This window comes from Nocardia sp. SSK8 (assembly GCF_037034205.1).
Lineage (GTDB): Bacteria > Actinomycetota > Actinomycetes > Mycobacteriales > Mycobacteriaceae > Nocardia.
Genome location: NZ_JBAGKD010000021.1, coordinates 1 through 19,695, shown reverse-complemented (window position 1 = coordinate 19,695; position 19,695 = coordinate 1). Strand labels below are relative to the sequence as shown.

Genomic DNA, 19,695 nt, shown 5'->3' with positions numbered 1-19,695 from the left:
GCGACTATCTCCGTTCGTGACTGGGCAGGGCGAGGGCGAGCCCGCCCATCGCCAGGGCGAGCACCGCGACCGCGGCGAACATGGCCAGCGCCCCGCCGAGGGTGTGGGCGCGGAAGAACACGGCGCTGAGCAGCGCGAGACCGAGCCCGTTGCCGACCTGCTCGATGGTCGGCAGCAGCCCGGACGCGTCGTCCATGCGCCGCTGGGACAGCCCGGCCAGCATCATCGGCGGCAACTGCACCCCGAACACGCCGACCCCGATCCCCGCGACGAAGATCGGCCCCAGCGCGATCCGCAGGTCGACGGTGCCGCCGGTCCACCACAGATACCCGGCCCCGATCGCCACACACACCCCGAACCAGGCGATCCCCACCGCCAGGGCCCGCGCGCCCCAGCGCCCGACCAGCCAGGGCGAGACCAGCGCTCCCGCACCGGCACCCAGCGCGAACGGCGTCATGGTGATGCCGGTGCGCAGCGGCGAGAAGCCGACGATGTCCTGCAGAGTGATCGAGATGGCGAAGACGAAGGCGGTGAACAGGCCGAAGAACAGCGTCACCAGGATCGAGCCGACCGCGAACCCGCGATCCTCGAACAGTGCCAGCCGCACCAGCGGTTCCAGTGTCGAACAACGCTGCTGCACAAGGAAACCCACTCCGATACCGAGCGCGACCAACACCCCCAGCGCCGGGACCGGCCGCCAGCCGTCCTGCTGCACCGAGGCCAGCGCCGACAGCAGCAGGAACAGGCTCACCGTCGACAACACCACCCCGGCGGGATCGAGCCCACCGCGCCGCCCGCTCGCCCCCACGTGCAACCACCGGAAGGCCAGCGCGAAGGCCAGCGCCCCCAGCGGCACATTGATCAGGAACACCGAATGCCAGCCGCTCCCCGCGATATTCGCGGTGATCAGCGCCCCGCCGACGATCGGCCCGAGCATTCCGGCGAACCCGGCCGTCCCGCCGTAGACCGCGAACACCAGCGGATGCCTACTACGCGGGAAACTCGCGGTGAGAATGGCGATCGTCTGCGCCGCCATCGCACCACCACACACGCCCTGCACCACCCGAGCGGCGATCAATTCCGCCGCGCTGCCGGAGATCCCACACCACATCGAGGCCACGGTGAACGCCACCACCGACCCGAGGAACATCCACCGCCGCCCGAACATGGCCCCGAGCCGGGCCGCCGGGAGCAGCGTGCAGGCGAACGCCAGCGAGTAACCGGTCACCACCAGCAGCTGCTGCGCGGCCGAGGCGCCCAGGTCGGCGGTGATGCTGGGCAGCGCGGTGTTCACGATGGTCACGTCGATCATCTGCATGAACACCGCGATCAGGCACCCGGCGAAGGCGGGCCACGCGCCGTGCCGCGCGCCTGCGGGTGGTGGCGTCACGGCGGGCGCGACAGCCTCGGTCATCGGCCGATCCCCACGGAGCGCGAGGTCATCACTGTGCCGCCCCGCTCAGCACGGGCTCGGCCACCGGCGCCACGGCAGCCAGGTCCGGCATCGACATGCGCCCCGTCTCCGCCGCGAGGATCAGCTCCGCCACCTTCGGCCCGGCCTGCTCCAGACTGAACGAGCGCCCCATCTGCAAGGACATGAGCTCGATCCCCAGCGACTTGCTCACCCGCGCACCGAATTCCACCGCCATCAGCGAATCCAGCCCGAGTTCGGGCACCGGTACGGTGAGGTCGATGGAGTCGGGGGCCACGCCCATCACCACCGCGAGCTGGTCGGCCAGCATGCGGGCCACGGCATGGCCGCGTTTGCCCTCGTCGAGGGCGCCGAGTTCGGCTTGCAGCCGGGCCAGCGCGGAATTGTCCTCGACGGCCGCGGCGATCTGGGTGGTGAGTCTGCCGGTGCGGCTCATCTGCGGGAACGAGGCGGCCAGCCGGGACCAGTCGGTGGGGATGATCGAGGCCCGGGTGACGCCCAGGCGCAGCGCCTGTTCGAGATAGGCGGTGCCGTCGGCCATATCGATCGGCGCGAACCCGGCCACCTCCAGATACTTGGCGACCTTCTCGTCGGCCGCCATGCCGCCGGTGGCGCCGGACATGTGTCCCCAGCCCACACACAGCACCCGCTCCCCGGCGCGTGCCCACTGCTCGGCCAGCGCCTCGACCGCGAGATTGGCCGCGCTGTAGTTGTACTGGCCGAAGATGCCGAACATCGAGCCGCCGGAGGAATAGAGGACGAACATGTCCAGCTCGATCCCCGCATTGGTCACCGCGCGGTGCAGCACCCGCGCCCCCTGCACCTTCGGGCGGTAGACGCGGGTGAGTTCGTCGAGGTCCATCAGCCCGATCCGGTTGTCGGCGACCGCGCCCGCCGCGTGGTAGATCCCGCGCAGCGGATACCCGTCGACGTGGGCGCGCCCGAGCACCTCGGTCACCGCCACCAGATCGGCGATATCGGCCCGTTCTTCCACCACCTCGACCCCACTGGCCCGCCAGGCGTCGATCTGCTGTCGCGCGTCCTCGGTGCGGGCCCCGCCCCGGCCCACCAGCACCAGCCGCCGCGCGCCCTTGCTCACCAGCCAGCGTCCGGTGGCCAGCCCGAAACCGCCGAAGCCACCGCTGATCAGGTAGCTGGCGGCGCCGTGGATGCGCACCTCGGGCAGTCGCGGGCGCACCGGCGGGGCGGCGTCATCCATGCTCAGCGCGATCCGGCCGATCCGGGAGGACCGGATCACCTCGTCGAAAGCCCTTGCCACCTCGTGGGTTTCGAACAGTTCGTAGGGCAGTGCCTGGTAGACGCCCGCCTCGATCTTCTCGTAGACGCGGCGCAGCAGGTCGGCGAGCTGCATGGGGCGCACCGCGCACATGCGGTCCAGGTCGACCGAGAAGTACGCGAGGTTCTTGTCGAAGTTGGCCAGTTCCAGCAGGCCGCCGGTGTACACATCGGCCTTGCCGACCTCCACGATGCGCCCGAATTCGGTGACCGCGCGGAAGTTCTGGCGCAGGATCTCGCCCGGCGCGGTGCTGAGCACCACGTCCACGCCCACCCCGTCGGTGAGCCGGAGCACGTCGTCGGCGAAGTTCAGCGAGCGCGAATGCAGCGCGTGATCCACCCCGAGAGTGCGGATGTGGGCGCGCCGCTCGGGCGTGCTCGCGGTGCCGATGATGCGGGCACCGCGCGACTTGGCCACCTGGATGGCCGCCGACCCGACCCCACCGGCCGCGCCGTGGATCAGCACCGTCTCGCCGGGCAGCAGCCGGGCCAGATCCAGCAGGGCGTATTCGGCCGTGCCGAAAGCCGTGGTGCTGGTGCACAATCCGGGTTCCGCGCCGATGGGCAGGCGGATGGCGGCGTGCTGGTCGACCAGGTGGTAGCGGCGCATCATGTCCTTGGCGGCGATGGCAACCAGATCCCCCTCGGCCAGCGCGGTGACCCCCGCGCCCAGCCGCACCACCGTGCCCACGCCCTCCATGCCGGGTGCGGTGCCGAAGAAGGTGCCCGCGAGCTCGCGCTCCCCGAGCAGCCCCATCACCTTGAGCGGGTCCTTGTAGTTGAGCCCGATCACCCGCATCCGCACCTCGACCTGCCCCGGTTCCGGATCGCGCCGCGTGCTGGCCCGCCACGAAAGGCCCGACAGCAGCCGCGATTTCGGCACTTCGACGGCGAAGTCGGCGTTTGGGTCCGCCAGCGGATGCGCGGTATCGAGTTCGTCGATGCGCTCCTGTAGACGCTTGGTGACCAGCGGTGCCCACCGGACGCCCTCGCGCAACACGATCTCGTCGGTGTTGTCGAGGGTGAACGCGCCCGGCACCGCCAGCTCGGTGACCAGCGTGCCGAGCTGGGTCGCCGCGTCCACATCGATCAGCCGCCAGCGCAGCCCGGTCTGCTCGTTGAGCAGCACCCGGCGGGCCCCGGCGAGGGCGCGATGCCGATGCTGCGGTTCGGCGGCGTCCTCGGGCAGGGTGAACGCCTGCTCGGTGACCAGGGTGACGTCGATCAGCCCCTCCCCGAGCGCCGGAACCACATCACCGGGCGCGACCAGCGAGTCCGCGAATTCGCCCAGCGTGACGGCGATCTGCTTGAGCGTCCACAGTGCGGCGATGTCATCGTGGATCGACCCCGCCACCAGACAGACATGCAGGCGCTCCCGGCGGGCCGGGACCAGGGTGTTCGCCTGCGTGACCCCGGCCGCAGTGCCCCCGACAACGGTGGATTGCGAGTCGGGCCTGGTCGAAGCCGGTCTGTGCTCGCCTGCTGGCCTCTGCTCGCCTGCCGGTCTGTGCTCGCCAGCCGCCCCCTGCTCGGCAGTCGGTCCGTGCTCGGCAGTCGGTCCGTGCTCGGCAGCCGGTCTGTGCTGGGCATGTTCTGGCGATGGGAGTCTGCGCTGCTCTGCTGGTGTGTCGCGCTGGGCGTGTTCGGGTGTGGATGTCTGGGGATCGCTCGAACGCAGTGCGTGGACGGCCGCGTAGAGGTGCTGGGTGAGTTCCTCGGTGAGGTAGGTCGTCTCGGTCGGGTCGGTGGTCGGATCGGCGATCTGGAGGACGGCGCCGGGGAGGGCGGTGGCCAGCTGACGGGCGCGGGGAGCGGCGCCGAGGGCGAGGACGACGGTGGCGGCGTCGTCGTGGACGGGCAGGGTGGCGGGGTCGATCGGGGGACGGGCCTCGAGTTCGTCGGTGTAGAAGAACTCCGCCATTCGGTGCAGCGGGCTCGCCGCCGGGTTCAGGGCCCCGACCTGCACGCCGACCAGGTGCAGGCAGCGGGTCCCGGACGCGTCGAGCAGTTCCACCTCGGCGCGCAGCCGGGTCGACGGATCGCGCCGGGCCAGCACGGTGACCTCCTCGGGCAGCGCCCCGAACAACCGCACCGCGTCCACGCCGACCGGTACCAGCGCGCCCTCGCCGATGGCGTCGTCGGCGAACAGCAGCGCCGCCACCTGCATGGCCGCGTCGACCACCGCCGGATGCGCCAGATGCCCCGACCCGGCCGCGATACTCGCGTCGACCGTCGCCACCACCGTGTCCCGGCTCGCCCGCACGGCGGTGACCCGGCGGAAGGCCGGACCGTACTGCAAGCCGCGCGCCGCCAGCGCCGAATAGAACAGCTCGGGCACGAACTCCACGGCCGAATCCAGCTCGGGCACCACGGTGTCGGTGGCCTCGTAACTCCCAGTGAGCAGCCTCCCGGTCGCGTTGACCGTCCACACCGAGCCGGTCGCGCCGCGCGAGCGGATCAGGAACCGCCCGCTGGCCTCCTCCACACTCAGCTCCAGCAGCGGCACATCGGGCGAGCTCATGATCACCGGCGCCACGAACCGCACATTCTCCAGCGCCACCCGCGTCTCGCCCCTCCGCTGGGCCGCCGCGCTCAGCGCCGCGTCCAGATAGGCCGCGCCGGGCAGGATGCGGGCCCCGCCCACCACATGGTCGGCCAGCCACGGCAACTTCTCGGTGCCGATCTGCAACAGCCAGCCGGGCCTGCCCTCCAGATCGGGGTCGCCGAGCATGGCGTACCCGCCGGGCGACCCGTGCCGCAGCTGCTCGAACAGCGGCAGCGCCGAACGCAGGCGGGTGCGCTGCCAGGGATAGCGCGGCAGCGGCTGGTGCGGGGTCGCGGGCCGGTCGGGCGGGAACAGCGCGTCGAGGTCGAGCGCGCCCGCGCCGTAGAGCCCGGCCACGGTGCTCCGGATACTGAGCTGATCGGGCTGTTTGCGGTCGAGGGTGGGCACGGTGGCACCGGTCTCGCCGGTCTCCAACAGCAGTTCGCGAATATTGCCGGAGAGCACCGGATGCGGCCCGACCTCGACGAACACCCGGCTGCCCGCGCCGATCAGCGCCGTCACCGCCTCGGCGAACCGCACCGTCCGGCGCACATTGGCGCACCAGTACTCGGCGTCCCACTCGCCCGCGGTGACCAGGTCACCGGTGACCGTGGAGTACAGCGGCACCTGCGGCGGCCGCGGCTCGAGATCGGCCAGCACCGTGCGCAATTCGGGCAGGATCGGGTCCATCATGCGGCTGTGATACGGCACCTCCACCCGCAGCCGTCGCGCGAAAACGCCCTGTTCGGTGAGCTTTTCGGCCAGCTCGTCGAGCAGTTCGGGATCACCGGCGAGGGTGAGGCTGCGCGGGCTGTTCACCGCGGCGATATCGACGGCCGCCTCGGGGCCGAGCAGCTCACGCGCCTGCGCGACACTCAGCCCGGCCGCGAGCATGCCGCCCGACCCGGCCGTGGTCGACTGCAACCGGGCCCGGTGGAAAGCCACGGTCACCGCCTCGCGCAAGGTCAGCATCCCGGACACATACGCCGCGGCCACCTCGCCCACACTGTGCCCGACGATGGCGGCGGGCTGGATGCCGTGCGCGGCGAGCTCGTCGACCAGCGCGACCTGCACCAGGAAGTTGGCGGGCTGGGCCACCATGGTCGCGGTCACCCGCGATTCCTCCTCCGGCCGCAACAGTTCCCCGATGATCGACCAGCCCGCGACCTCGTGGAAGGCCGCGTCGATCTCCTGCGCCGTCGCGGCGAAAGTGCCCTCGGCGCACAGCAGTTCACGTGCCATGCCCCACCACTGCGGTCCCATGCCGGAGAACACGAAGACCGGGTCGTCTCCACCCCGGGTGACAGTGCGGGTGGCGTCGCGGCCCGCGCCGTCGGCGTACCCGCGCAGCTCACGGATCAGTTCGGGTGCCCCGTCGATGAGCACGCCGGTGCGGAACGGATGGTGCGCCAGCCGGGTCCAGGCGGCCTCGGCGAGCCGTTCGGGATCGGCGCCGTCGGCGAGCAGATCGGCGAAGCGCCCCGCCATGGCCCGGGTCGCGGCAGCACTGCGCGCGGAGATAGGCAGTACGCCATAGTGTTTCGGTTCCACCGGCGGGACGGGTTCGGGGCGGAACTCCTGGATCAGCACATGGGCATTGGTCCCGCCGTAGCCGAAACCGTTGACCGCGATCGTCATCGGCTCCGCGCTCTCGACCGGCTCGGCCGTGAGCTGCACGTGCAGGCCCAGTTCGTCGAAGGCGATATCGGGATTGGGGGTCTCGAACCAGCCCTGCGGCGGGATCGTCCGATGCGCCACGGCCAGCGCGGATTTGATCACGCTCGCCACCCCCGCGGCGGCCTCGGTGTGGCCGAGCGTCGACTTGAGCGAGCCGACGCCGAGCGACCCCGACCGGCCCGAGGCCGCGCCGTAGACCCGCCCCAGCGCCCGCAATTCGATCGGATCACCGACGAGCGTGCCGGTGCCGTGCGCCTCCACATACGTCACCGAGTCCGGCGCGATCGCGGCCCGCTCGCACACGGTCCTGGCCAGCTCCTCCTGGGAGACATCATTGGGCACGGTGATGGCGGTGGTGCGCCCGTCCTGATTGGCGCCGGTGCCCTTGATCACCGCGTACACGCGATCCCCGTCGCGCACGGCGTCGTCGAGCTTCTTGAGCACCACCATGCCCGCGCCCTCGCCGCGCCCGTACCCGTCGCCTGCGGCGTCGAAGGACTTGCACCGCCCGTCGGCGGCGAGGAACCCGCCCTTGCACATCATCACGAAGGTTTCCGGCTGGAGCATCACATTCACCCCGCCTGCCAGCGCGACGGTGCAATCCCCGTTGGCCAGCGCCTGGCAGGCGAGATGCACCGCCACCAGCGACGACGAGCAGGCGGTGTCGACGGTGAGCGCGGGGCCGGTGAGGTCGAGCGCGTAGGCGATGCGGTTGGACAGCATGGTGTAGGAGGCGCTGGCCGCGGTGTGCATGTCCACGTGCGCCAGCGCCGGACCCACCACCCCGAGCACGGACTGGTCGACGACGAACCCACCCACATACACCCCGACCGAGCGCCCGGCGGCCCGGCCCGCCACGCCCGCGTCGTCGAGCGCCTCCCAGGTGACCTCGAGCAGCAGCCGCTGCTGCGGGTCGAGGCCGGTCGCCTCGCGGTGCGAGATGCCGAAGAAGTCGGGGTCGAACTCCCACGGGTCGCCGGTGAGGAACGCGCCGTGCTTGGTGTAGCTGCGGCCGGGCGTCCGCTTGTCCGGATCGTAGTAACGGCGATAATCCCAGCGGCTCTCCGGAATTTCCACCACCGCGTCGCGTTTTTCGACCACGAAATCCCAGAAGGATTCCGGTGAGTCTATTCCGCCACCGAATCGGCAGCCGATTCCGACAACAGCGATATCCGACATGATTCCTCCGCATCGGGGCACTCGGATGTCGTCGCGTGCCCGGTCTGCGCAGCGTAGGTCGCCTCGTGCCGGATCGACTGGAGTAGTAACGTGGTTCGTCCACGCCACCAACGTGATACGTCTGTGATTGTGATCGGACACCGACGGGTCGGCATCCTGCATTCGCGCACAGGACCACGGAAAATCTTCTGGTAATCGTCACAATGTTTTCCCGAATCCGTGTGTAGCGTTCAAAGATGTCGTTGGATCGCGAGCAGGGAACAGGATTCGGCGTCGAGATCGGAGTTCGATGATGTCTGGTCGGGCAAGAGGCGCTCGGATCGTCGTCGCGGCGGCTGCCGCGCTGGTCACGGTGCTCGGTGGGACACCGGATGTGCTGGCCACACCCACCGATTCGGCCTATATCGACGATCGGCGCACCGAAGCCGACGACACCGTCGATATCGGCGTGTACTCACCGTCGATGGACACGGTGAACCGGGTGCGCGTGCTGCGCGCCGCCGACCCGGACGAGCCCGCGCCCACGCTGTACCTGCTCAACGGGGTCGGCGGCGGTGCCGACGGGAACTGGCTCGACCGCACCGATGTGGTGTCCTTCTTCAAGGACAAGCAGGTGAACGTGGTGATCCCGTTCGGCGGCGCGGGCAGCTATTTCGCCGACTGGCGCGCCGACGACCCGGTGCTGGGCAAGCAGCGCTGGACCACCTTCCTCACCCAGGAACTCCCGCCGGTGATCGACGCCGCCTTCCACGGCTCCGGCGCCAATGCCATTGCGGGACTGTCGATGGCGGGCACCTCGGTGTTCCAGCTCGCGCTGGCCGAGCCGGGCCTGTACCGGGCGATCGGCTCCTACAGCGGATGTGTGCGCACCAGTGATCCGCGCGGGCAGGCCATCGTGCGCACGGTGGTGGGCAGCAGGCTCGGCAACGCGGCCAATATGTGGGGCCCGCCGTCGGATCCCGCGTGGTCGGCGCACGACCCGTACCTGCACGCGGAAGCGTTGCGCGGCACCGAGGTCTACATCTCCTCCGGCACCGGCATCCCCGGCCCGCTCGACACCATCGCCGCCCAGGGCGACCCGGTGCAGCTGACCTATCAGCTGCTGTTCGGGGCCACGCTCGAGGCGGTCACCAATGTGTGCACCCAGCAGCTGCGAGATCGCTTGCAGTCGTTGGGCATTCCCGCGACGGTCGATCTGCGGCCCAACGGCACCCACTCCTGGGGCTACTGGGAGCAGGATCTGCACAAGTCCTGGCCGCTGTTCGAGTCGGCGCTGAATCGGTGAGCCGCTGGGCGGACCTCGTCGTCCGCCGCCGGTCGCTCGTCCTCGGCGCGGTGGTCGCCGCACTGCTGGCGCTCGGGGGCTACGGGCTCGGGCTGGGTGACCGGCTCACCGCCGACGGCTGGGACGATCCCGGTTCGGAAGCGGTACGCGCCGAGATCCTGCGCGCCGCCGCGTTCGGCCGGGATCACTCCGCCGACATCCTGCTGCTGTTCCACGCCCCCGACGGCCGTATGGTCGACGATCCCGTCTTCGCGGAAGCGGTTGTCGCCCACCTGAACCGGCTCCCACACGAATTCCCCGACCAGATCGCGCGGATCAACGGCGCGTACTGGCCGACGGAAACCGGTGTGTCACAACCCGCCCTGTTCGGCACCGACGACCGCCGCCACGCGTTCGCCTCGCTCGCCCTACGCGGCGAGGACAACACCACCCTGCTGCGGAACTACCGTCTAGTCCGCGATCACCTTGCCGCGCCGGGTATCTCGATGGAGATCGCCGGTGGGGGCGTCGTGGCGGCCACCCTCACCGACACCATGACCACCGACCAGCGGCGCATGGAACTCATCGCCCTGCCGCTGGTGGCGGTGCTGCTGTTCGTGGTGTTCGGCGGCGTCGTCGCGGCCGCGCTGCCCCTGCTCGCCGGTGGACTCACCGTGCTCGCCGCCTGGGGTGTCATCCGCGCGCTCACCCAGGTGACCGAGGTGAATTCCTTTGTCGCCCCGGTGGTGTCGATGATCGGCCTGGGCCTGGCGATCGACTACGGCCTGTTCATGGTCAGCCGCTTCCGCGAGGAACTGGCGCAAGGCCGCCCGGTCGACGACGCCGTCCGCCGCACCGTCTCGACCGCGGGCCACACCGTCCTCACCTCGGCCACCATCGTCATCGCCGCCGCCGCGACCATCCTCCTGTTCCCCCACGGCTTCCTCCGCTCCTTCGCCTACGGCACCATCGTCACCATCACCCTCGCGGCCCTCACCGCGTTGACGGTGCTGCCCGCACTCCTGGCCGTCCTCGGCCCCCGCGTCGACCTGCTGGGCCTGCCCCGGCCACGAGCGCACCGGATTCCGGGCGGATTCGATGGTGCCGCCGCGACCGGGGACGCGGGTGGTCTCGCCGGTGCGGGGAACCATGTACCTGTGCCGGTCGGCGTCGTGGGGGACGCGCGGTCGACCGTCACCCGCGAAGATCGCTGGCAACGGTTGGGGCGGTTCGTGGCCAGACATCCACGGGTGGTGACGTTGTCGGTGCTCGCCGGGTTGCTGGTCCTCACCGCGCCGATCGGTGGACTCGCCTTCGGGAGCGTCAGCGAGCGGTATCTGCCGCCGGATGACCCCACCCGCCTGGCACAGCAGCATTTCGACGAACTGTTCCCGCTGCGCGAGGCGGATCCGATCCGGCTCGTCATGGTCTCCGACGATCCGCTGGCCGTCGGGAAGCTGTGGCGGGCGGCCGAGGGGGCGCCGGGGCTGGCGGGGGCGTTCGGTGTGCCCGCGCAGCGTGGAGACGTGTATGTCAGCGAGGCCGCGCTGGTGGGTGACCCGGGTGCCACCATCGACTACCTGCGCGCTCTCGAACCGCCACCGGGCACCACGCTGCTGGTCGGTGGGGAACCGGCGGTCGGGCACGACAGTGTCACGGCGCTGGTGGACCGGCTGCCGCTGATGATCCTGGCGGTCCTGCTCGTCACCACGGCCCTGCTGGTGTGGGCGTTCGGGTCCTGGGTGCTGCCGGTCAAGGCCGCGGTGTGCAATGCGCTCGGGCTGGGGGCCACGCTGGGCGTGCTCACCTGGATCTTCGTCGACGGGCACGGCGCCGAGCTGCTGAACTTCACCCCGCAGCCGATCATGGCGCTGCTGCTGGTGGTGATCGTGGCGGTCATCTACGGCCTGTCCACCGACTACGAGGTCTTCCTGCTGTCGCGGATCGTGGAGGCCAGGGCGGCGGGCGCCACCACCGCCGAGGCCGTGCGCACCGGTACCGCCCGGACCGGGCGCATCATCACCGCGGCGGCCCTGGTGCTGCTGGTGGTGACCGGCGCCTTCGCCTTCTCCGAGCTGCTGATGATGCAGTACATCGCCTACGGCATGGTCACCGCGCTGCTCATCGACGCCACCGTGCTGCGCCTGCTGCTGGTCCCGGCCGCGATGACCTGGCTCGGCCGGTGGTGCTGGTGGCGACCGTCATGGCGAAAATCCGCTCGCGACGGCGGCCCCGATGGGGCACGCTCGGTGTCGGCGGGTGCGTGAACCCGGCCACGAAAACGGTGTGACAGCCGTCACCGATCCCGGTGGGGATGATGGTGGCGGCGTCGCGGCGTGCACACTGGAAGGTGTGAGTCAGCGTCGCCCGGATCTCTTGCCCCACCGCATCGCGGTGCTGTCGGTGCATACCTCCCCGCTGGCGCAGCCCGGTACCGGTGACGCGGGCGGCATGAACGTCTACGTGCTGCAGACCGCGCTCGAACTCGCCAAACGCGGCACCGAGGTGGAGATCTTCACCCGCGCGACCTCCTCCGACCTGCCCCCGGTCGCCGAGGCGGGCCCCGGCGTACTGGTACGCCACGTGGTCGCCGGACCGTTCGAGGGCCTGGACAAGCACGAGCTGCCCACCCAGCTGTGTCCGTTCACCGCCGAGGTGCTGCGCCAGGAGGCCCGCCACCTGCCCGGCCACTACGACCTCGTGCACTCGCACTACTGGCTCTCCGGCCAGGTCGGCTGGCTCACCCGCGACCGCTGGCGCGTCCCGCTGGTGCACACCGCGCACACCCTCGCCGCGGTCAAGAACGCCGCGCTGGCCGAGGGCGACACCCCCGAACCCGAGACCAGGGTGATCGGCGAGAAGCAGGTCATCGCTGAGGCCGACCGGCTGGTCGCCAATACCGGCGACGAGGCCCGGCAGCTCGTCGACCTCTACGGCGCCTCACCCGACCGCATCGACGTGGTGCCCCCCGGCGCCGACCTGACCCGCTACCGCCCCGGTGACAAGCTCGCCGCCCGCGCCGAACTCGGCCTGCGCGCCGACGAGCAGATCGTCGCCTTCGTCGGCCGCATCCAGCCGCTCAAGGCCCCCGACGTGCTGGTCCGCGCCGCCGCCGAACTACTGCGCCGCGATCCCCGCCGCGACCTGCGGGTCCTCATCGTCGGCGGCCCCTCGGGCACCGGCCTGGCCCGCCCCGACGCGCTCATCGACCTGGCCGCCGACCTCGGCATCGCCGACCGGGTCACCTTCCTGCCCCCGCAGGCCCCCGACCGGCTCGTGCAGGTCTACCGCGCGGCCGATGTGGTGGCCGTGCCCAGCTACAACGAATCCTTCGGCCTGGTCGCCATCGAGGCCCAGGCCAGCGGCACGCCCGTGCTGGCCGCCGATGTGGGCGGGCTCGGCACGGCGGTACGTGATCGCGAATCGGGCCTGCTGGTCGCCGGGCACCGCACCCCCGACTGGGCCGACGCGCTGGCCGCCCTGCTCGACGACCCCGCCCGCCTGGCCCGGATGAGTACCACCGCCGTCGAGCACGCGAGCCGCTTCTCCTGGGCGCACACCGCCGAGGGACTGCTCGACAGCTACGCTGCCGCCATGGCCGGATTCCGCGCCGAACGCGGGCCCATCGCGCTGCTCGCGGGCGAGACCGGCCAGGCCAGATCGCGGGCGCTGTGGCGGCGCCGGACAGGAGTACGCAGGTGAACGCCGTATCGCAGGTGATCGACGAGACACTGCGCGATCGCGAGATCGAATACACCCGGCACGCCGAGGACACCTTCATCGTCGTGCTGCCGGGCGAGCGCAAGCTCAAGACCACCGTGATGCTGACCGTCGGCAAGCACGGCGTGCGCATCGAATCGTTCGTCTGCCGCAAGCCCGACGAGAACTTCGAAGGCGTCTACAAGTACCTGCTGCGCCGCAACCGCCGCCTCTACGGCGTGGCCTACACCCTCGACAATGTCGGTGACATCTACCTCGTCGGCCGCGCCTCGGCCGAGTCGGTGACCCCCGACGAACTCGACCGGCTCTTCGGCCAGATCCTCGAAGCCGTCGACACCGACTTCAATGTGCTGCTCGAGCTCGGCTTCGCGGAATCCATTCGCAAGGAATGGAAGTGGCGCGTCTCGCGCGGCGAATCCCTCAAGAACCTGCGGGCATTCGAGCACCTGATCGACGAAGAAGACCTCGTCGACGAAGCCTGAAACGCGGGTGCCGCCCGACCGGCACCCGCGCGTCCTACCTCAGCAGTTGCTCGGCACCGGCTCGTTGCGGAAGCGCGACTCCACGTAGTTCCACGCGTCGACGAACCCCGCGGCCGCGGCCGTCATGTGCTCGGAGATCTCGATCGTAGCCAGCTGCACCGGGGCACCCTGGGCGCAGAAGTGCCGCACCGATTCGGCGACCGGACCGTACGGAGTCAGGGTGTCGTACTTGCCCTGCCAGATGTAGGTCGGGGCGGTCGGCGCGCCGGTGAAGTGCACCAGGCTGTTCTCGCGCAGCACCCCGCGCGCCACCTCGCTGGTCATCAGGTCCTTCGAGGCCGCCATCTGCTCGGCATTGCGGAACACACCGTGGAACAACAGGAACCGGCGGCACGCGTCCTTGGTGAACTCGCGGAACCACAGCCCGTTCTCGTTGAGCGAATCCGAGACCGGCACCCGCTCCGGGTACTCGCGCTCGATGCCCATCGCCGCGGCGAAGGCCAGGCCGAAGCCGGGGTGCGGGGCGAAACCGAGGGCGTCGGCCATCAGCTCCAGGTCGGCGGGGATACCACCGGCCACCACCGCGGCCAGCTTCAGTTCCGGCGCGTAGGTCGGCTGCAGCGCGCCCGCCCACGCGGTGGCCATACCGCCACCCGAGTAGCCCGCGATCGCCACCGGCGAGTCGCTCACGCCCAGCTCGGCGACCTTCTGCACGGCCCGCACGCTGTCCAGGGTGACCATGCCGCTGAGCTTGGCCGCGCCGTAGGCGACGGTCGGGCCCAGGTAGTCGGGCACCGAGATGGCCCAGCCGCGCTGCAGCGGCAGCATGGCGCCGGGCGCGTCCTGCAGCTCGCCGTTGAACAGCGACTGCGAGGGGTTGCAGCGGGTGCCGATCGAGTTGATCAGCGCCTGGTAGGAGACCAGCGGCGGGTTCTTCACCCCGGTCGGCATCAGCACGGTGGTGACGCCCATGATGGCCTCACCCCGGGAGTTGGTGGAGCGGAACGCCACCTGCCAGCCCTCGGTGCCGGGGTACATCCAGGTGTCGATGCGGCGGGTGCGCACGACGTCACCGGGAGCGAGTGTGCCGATGTCACTCGGTGCGTGGAAGAACGGATCCGGATCCGGGGTCGGATACAACGGGTTCGCGCCGGCCGGTGCGGCGAGCATGCCCGCCGTCAACAGGCTCAACACCAGTACAACGAATTTCGACACAGCTATCCTTCATCAATGTAGTGCTGCCCAACTGTCACGACCCGACCCGTGTGGAAGTATCCAACGAAAAGGGGCCGCGCGTACCGACCAGTAGTCAAAGTGTCGGGCGCCACATCCTGTGAGAATTCACATCACCGGCGACACCCGGGCAACCACGCCCTGGGCTGGCCCGCGCCGGAACCCGCGAGCACAGGAGTAGTGATGACGGCACTGGCCCTGGATATCGGAGCGACCAAATTCGCTGCCGGAGCGGTGGATTCGGGTTACGCGCTGCGCGGGGTGCGCCGCGTTCCCGCCGGGGTCGCCGACCCGTGGGCGGCTTGCCGGGAGTTGCTCCGGGTTGTGGCCAAGGACATGCGCGTCACGGCGGTCGGCATCGGCGCGGCCGGGCCGGTGGACGTGCCCGGCGGGGTGATCGGCCCGCTGAACCTCGCGCCGTGGCGCGACGGGTTCCCGATCGTCGAGCGGGTGCGCGCGCTGTTCCCGGATGCGGTGGTGCGCTTGGCGATCGACGGTGCCTGCCTGGCGCTGGCCGAGCACCGGCTCGGCGGGCTGCGCGGGGTGCGCAACGGGCTGGCGCTGACGGTGTCGTCGGGGGTGGGCGGCGGGATCGTGGCCGACGGCCGAGTCCTGGTGGGGCGCACCGGGAATGCCGGGCACTTCGGACACATCGTCGTCCCGGGTGACGAAACACCGTGTGCATGTGGAGGATTCGGGTGTGTGGAGGCGCTCGCGGGCGGGATGGCGGTGGTGCGCTGGGCGCGTGCGCGGGGCTGGCCGGGGGAGACCGGCACCGAGCTCGCGGCCGCGGGCCGGGCGGGCGACCCGATAGCGCTGGCCGCGCTGGACCGGGCGGGAACCGCGCTGGGACAGGCGATCTGCTCGGCGGCCGCGCTGCTGGATGTGGACCGGGTGGTGATCAGCGGCGGGTTCGCGCAGGCCGGGGAGTCGCTGTGGGGGCCGTTGCGGGCGGCCGTCGAACGGCACGCGCGGCTCGGGTTCATCCGAGACCTGGCGGTCGACTTGTCGGCGATCGGGGAGGGGGCGACGCTGGTCGGGGCCGGTGTGCTCGCGGTGGAGGGCTGATCCGTCGGAGGGAGGGCGTTCGGCGCGCGCCCTTGGAGACCGTGGGTGGTGCTGGGGCAGGATGCCGGGGATCGGCGCTGGGGCGGCGACGGGTGATGCTGGGCGTGGGCGGGTGGTGCTCCGGGGGGCGCTGCTGGGGTAGGGAGTGGGTGCCGACCGGGCCGGTGCGCGGAGCCGGGGTGATCGCCCGCGCGGCGGCACGTGTTGGCCGATGCCGGACTCTTCGGTCGGGCCCGGCGCGTTCGCCGGGGGTGGGGTGGGTGCGCGCGTAGCCTCGAAGAGGTGGCTGCCGACTACGTGCCGGGGGATGTCGTCCATATTCCGGATGGACCGCTACGAGGAGTGTGCGCCGTGGTGCGCGAGGTCGACGCGGGCGCGTCCCGATTACAGGTCGACGCTCTGGTCCCGGGCGGACCACACGAGATGAGCCTCGGGTTCGACGAGGTGGAGTGGGCCTGACCTTCGGCGCAATGCCAGAATGGCCCCATGACCTACACCCTCGTGCTGCTGCGCCACGGCGAGAGCGAATGGAATGCCCTCAACTTGTTCACCGGCTGGGTGGATGTGCACCTGACCGACAAGGGCATCGCCGAGGGCAAGCGGGCCGGTGAACTGCTCGCCGAGCACGGCATCCTGCCCGACATCGTCTACACCTCGCTGCTGCGTCGCGCGATCAGCACCGCCAACAACGCGCTCGACGCCGCCGACCGGCACTGGATCCCGGTCGTGCGCGACTGGCGCCTCAACGAGCGCCACTACGGCGACCTGCAGGGCAAGAACAAGGAGCAGGTCCGCGAGCAGTACGGCCACGACCAGTTCATGCTGTGGCGCCGCAGCTACGACACGCCGCCGCCGCCGATCGCCGACGACAACGAGTACAGCCAGGAAGGCGACCCGCGCTACGCGGGCATCGAGATCCCCAAGACCGAATGCCTGAAGGACGTCGTCGCCCGGATGATCCCGTACTGGGAGAACACGATCTCCCAGGAGCTGCGCACCGGTAAGACCGTCCTGGTCGCCGCCCACGGCAACTCGCTGCGCGCGCTGGTCAAGCACCTCGACAACATCTCCGACGAGGACATCTCCAGCCTCAACATCCCCACCGGCATCCCGCTGCGCTACGAACTCGACGAGAACCTGCGCCCCGTGAAGCCCGCCGAATACCTGGACCCCGAGGCCGCCGCCGCCGGCGCCGCCGCGGTCGCCAACCAGGGCGGCAAGTAGTCCCCAGCTCTCCCCAGCGCCCCGGCCCACCCCTGTGGACCGGGGCGCCGTGCTGCGTGGATGTCACAGGACCGGCGGTCACGTCGTCACCTCGGTAGCCGCCGCGATCACCGCGGCCACCGAAGGAGCCCCGCCATGCACACCGCCTACGTCATCGTCACCATCGCCGCCGCCCTCTGGGTCGGCTTCTCCGCCGTCTCCCTCCTGCGCCGAGCCCCCTTCGTCGTCGACCCCCTCGTCGCCTACGGCGTCCCCCAGTCCTGGTGGACGCCACTGGGTATCGCCAAGGCCGCCGGTTCGATCGGCCTCCTGCTCGGCCTCGCCGTCCCCCCGATCGGCATCGCCGCCGCGATCGGGCTGATCCTGTACTTCACCGGCGCGGTGATCACCGTCCTGCGCGCCCACTCGTACAAGACGGTCGCCTTCCCCGTCCTGTATCTCGCCCCGGTGGCCGTCGCCCTCGGATTGGGCCTCGTCTCCTGAATCAGCTTGTCCCCCTGCCTATTTTGCCCGATTCGAACAGGGGTTCGACAATTGATAGCTTGTACGCATGGTCAGTTCGTCGCACGAGGCGATGCACAAGATCTTCACCCACGATCCAGCGGCGTTCGCCCGCGCCTTCCATGTGCTGGGTCTTCCGTTCCCCGACCCGGTCGCGGTGGAGCAGATCTCGGTAGACCTGACCGAGACCGCGCCGGTCGAACGCCGCGCTGACACCATCTTGCGCATCGCGACCGAGGATGATGCATTCCTGCTGGTCGTCGAGGCACAATCGACGCAGGACCCCCCTCGAATTGCCGCATGGTCCTATTACGTGACATTCCTGCACAACAAGTACGACCTGCCCGTCGTTCTCGTCGTGGTCTGTCATGACAAAGAAACCGCGACGTGGGCGAGTAGAACGATGTCGGTCTCCTACCGCCGGTGGACCACCTTCCGCTTGTCGCCTCTGGTCCTCGGCCCACACAACGTTCCCGCGATCACCGACCCGGCCGAGGCAGAAGCAGATCTGCCCCTGGCGGCCTTGTCGGCGATAACGCATGCGCGTGAGCCCGAGATCGGTGAGATACTGGAAGCGATCGTGGCGGCGTTTCGTCGACGCGGAGCAAGCGAGGAGACCGAGTTCTACGCTGAACTGGTCGAGCAGGGAATCTCACATACCGAGGCAGCCAAGCTCTGGAGGGACAAAATGGCCACCGATCTGTCGTTCTTCCGCTCCGAATCGGCGCAGCGCCTGCGGGCGCAGGGGCGAGAGGAAGGCCTCGAACAAGGTCGTGAACAGGGGCTGGCGCTCGGGGTGCAGCGTGCGTTGTTGACGGTGCTCACGGGTCGTGGCATCGAGCTGTCGGCGGCTCAGCGCACGCTACTCACCGAGACGACGGATCTCGATCAGCTCAACGCCTGGTTGGCGCAGGCGCTGACAGCCAACAGCGCCGACGAACTCTTCGGTTGATCCATTTCTGCTGGTAGGCCAGCGGAATCGACCTTTCCGTCCACGGAATCGACCGAGTGCCGCTGACAAACCCCGATTCGCGTGCTTGGCCGACGCTGGGACTACCAGGCGGATCTCGGTGTCCGAGGTCGCGCTGGGGCGGGCCTGCTCGGTGCCGAGCCGCGTGTGTCGAAACGAGTGCTTGCCAGAGCGCGTTCGGTGTAGGCGGCCAGATCCAGCACACTGCGGGCGATATACCCGGTGGTTCGCCGATCGAGTGACGTGGTTCCCAGGATCGCGGCATTGGCGAGCTCATCGAGTGCCTGCTTCGCGGCCGGTGGCGATGCACCCAGCGCGCGCTGCACGGAGGCGCTGGTCAGCACGGGCGTTTCCGGGAGGAGTTGGAGGATGCGCGCGGTGGTGGAGTCGGCGCGCGGCTCCGGGCGCTTGGGTTTTCCGAGGCCTGCTCGGTAGGCAGCGAGGCGCCCGCCCCACTCGTCCCGTAGCACGGTGATCTCGTCTGCGAGGTGGAGTGCTTGGCCTGCTGCCGAGTCGACGGCGTCCAGGAAAATTTCGATCCAGTGATCGAGTCCGATGCGCGCGGCGGTGCTGTCGGGGGCGCCGAGGTAGCGATAGCTGGTCAGCCCGTCGATATAGCGGTCGCTGAGCGTGGCCAGGACCAGGCTGACCGGTAGGACCGCGCGTGCTGTCAGTCCACGGCGCGTGAGCACGGTGTGGATGAGCGCTCGGCCGACCCGGCCATTCCCGTCGGTGAACGGGTGGATGGTTTCGAACTGCGCGTGCACCACCGCGGCCTGTCGACGCGGATCGCGTCGTGTTCGGCGAGAGTGGTGGTCGCGCGACGAACGACGGTGATGTTGTTGGCGACCAGACGCGCGTTGTCACTGAAACCCCTGACCGACTCCTCTTGCGCGAGTTCGGCCAGCGCGACCTGCTGCGGCGAGGGGGTGATGCCCTCGATGCGGGAGCTCGCGATTGCTTCCGACCGCAACAGGAATCGAGCGATCCCCTCCAGCCCACGTGCTTCGGGATGAGCGGCCAGCGCGCGGACAGCTCGCTCCGACCGGTCGGTGCGGATAGATCTCCTGGTGACGTGAAAGGTTCCGATTGCTGACAGACCCG

Annotated in this window: 13 protein-coding genes and 1 pseudogene; 9 read left to right on the top strand and 5 right to left on the bottom strand. The window is 70.1% G+C overall.

The genetic code is table 11. The features are described 5' to 3' along the window. Nucleotides 1-4: 4 nt before the first annotated feature. A complete protein-coding gene (locus WA675_RS26405) occupies nucleotides 5-1,414 on the bottom strand; it encodes an MFS transporter (RefSeq protein ID WP_336087997.1) in 1,410 nt (469 codons plus the stop codon). A 28-nt stretch (nucleotides 1,415-1,442) separates the two neighbouring features. Next, the gene (locus WA675_RS26400; protein ID WP_336087996.1) at nucleotides 1,443-8,129 is read right to left on the bottom strand and encodes a type I polyketide synthase; all 6,687 of its coding nucleotides are present in this window, start codon (nucleotides 8,127-8,129) and stop codon (nucleotides 1,443-1,445) included. Nucleotides 8,130-8,421: 292 nt separating this feature from the next. Between WA675_RS26400 and WA675_RS26395 the strand changes: the two genes are divergently transcribed. From WA675_RS26395 to WA675_RS26380, 4 genes are read left to right on the top strand one after another with little or no spacing between them, the layout of a single operon-like run. Then, nucleotides 8,422-9,414 carry an alpha/beta hydrolase gene (locus WA675_RS26395; protein WP_442945729.1) on the top strand — a complete coding sequence of 331 codons (993 nt, stop codon included), beginning with the start codon at nucleotides 8,422-8,424 and terminating at the stop codon, nucleotides 9,412-9,414. Then, complete coding sequence (locus WA675_RS26390; RefSeq protein WP_336087994.1) at nucleotides 9,411-11,660, top strand: MMPL family transporter; 2,250 nt, start codon at nucleotides 9,411-9,413, stop codon at nucleotides 11,658-11,660. The genes WA675_RS26395 and WA675_RS26390 overlap by 4 nt, the downstream gene beginning before the upstream one ends. Further along, entirely contained in the window at nucleotides 11,629-13,095 is a 1,467-nt protein-coding gene (gene mshA / locus WA675_RS26385) for a D-inositol-3-phosphate glycosyltransferase (RefSeq protein WP_442945728.1), read from the top strand. The genes WA675_RS26390 and mshA overlap by 32 nt, the downstream gene beginning before the upstream one ends. Further along, entirely contained in the window at nucleotides 13,092-13,595 is a 504-nt protein-coding gene (locus WA675_RS26380) for a YbjN domain-containing protein (protein ID WP_336087991.1), read from the top strand. The genes mshA and WA675_RS26380 overlap by 4 nt, the downstream gene beginning before the upstream one ends. 39 nt (nucleotides 13,596-13,634) lie before the next feature. On the opposite strand, the gene WA675_RS26375 is transcribed toward WA675_RS26380, so the two are convergent. Beyond that, nucleotides 13,635-14,765 (bottom strand): lipase family protein, encoded by a 1,131-nt coding sequence (locus WA675_RS26375; RefSeq protein WP_336088023.1) that lies wholly within the window; start codon nucleotides 14,763-14,765, stop codon nucleotides 13,635-13,637. A 246-nt stretch (nucleotides 14,766-15,011) separates the two neighbouring features. On the opposite strand from WA675_RS26375, the gene WA675_RS26370 reads away from it, so the two are divergent. From WA675_RS26370 to WA675_RS26350, 5 genes are all read left to right on the top strand, one after another. Beyond that, nucleotides 15,012-15,896, top strand: coding sequence for an ROK family protein (locus tag WA675_RS26370; RefSeq protein ID WP_336087988.1), 885 nt, complete (start codon nucleotides 15,012-15,014; stop codon nucleotides 15,894-15,896). Nucleotides 15,897-16,178: 282 nt separating this feature from the next. After that, nucleotides 16,179-16,355 carry a hypothetical protein gene (locus WA675_RS26365; RefSeq protein ID WP_278261564.1) on the top strand — a complete coding sequence of 59 codons (177 nt, stop codon included), beginning with the start codon at nucleotides 16,179-16,181 and terminating at the stop codon, nucleotides 16,353-16,355. Between the two features lie 27 nt (nucleotides 16,356-16,382). Continuing rightward, nucleotides 16,383-17,120 carry a phosphoglyceromutase gene (locus WA675_RS26360; RefSeq protein WP_336087986.1) on the top strand — a complete coding sequence of 246 codons (738 nt, stop codon included), beginning with the start codon at nucleotides 16,383-16,385 and terminating at the stop codon, nucleotides 17,118-17,120. Nucleotides 17,121-17,255: 135 nt separating this feature from the next. After that, nucleotides 17,256-17,603, top strand: a complete 348-nt coding sequence (locus WA675_RS26355; protein WP_336087983.1) for a DoxX family protein — start codon at nucleotides 17,256-17,258, stop codon at nucleotides 17,601-17,603. A 67-nt stretch (nucleotides 17,604-17,670) separates the two neighbouring features. Beyond that, complete coding sequence (locus tag WA675_RS26350; protein ID WP_336087982.1) at nucleotides 17,671-18,573, top strand: hypothetical protein; 903 nt, start codon at nucleotides 17,671-17,673, stop codon at nucleotides 18,571-18,573. 101 nt (nucleotides 18,574-18,674) lie between these two features. On the opposite strand, the gene WA675_RS26345 is transcribed toward WA675_RS26350, so the two are convergent. Beyond that, complete coding sequence (locus tag WA675_RS26345; protein ID WP_442945727.1) at nucleotides 18,675-19,358, bottom strand: Fic family protein; 684 nt, start codon at nucleotides 19,356-19,358, stop codon at nucleotides 18,675-18,677. Next, nucleotides 19,262-19,695, bottom strand: a pseudogene (locus tag WA675_RS26340) (hypothetical protein); the annotation flags it as partial. The gene WA675_RS26345 and the pseudogene WA675_RS26340, both read right to left, overlap by 97 nt.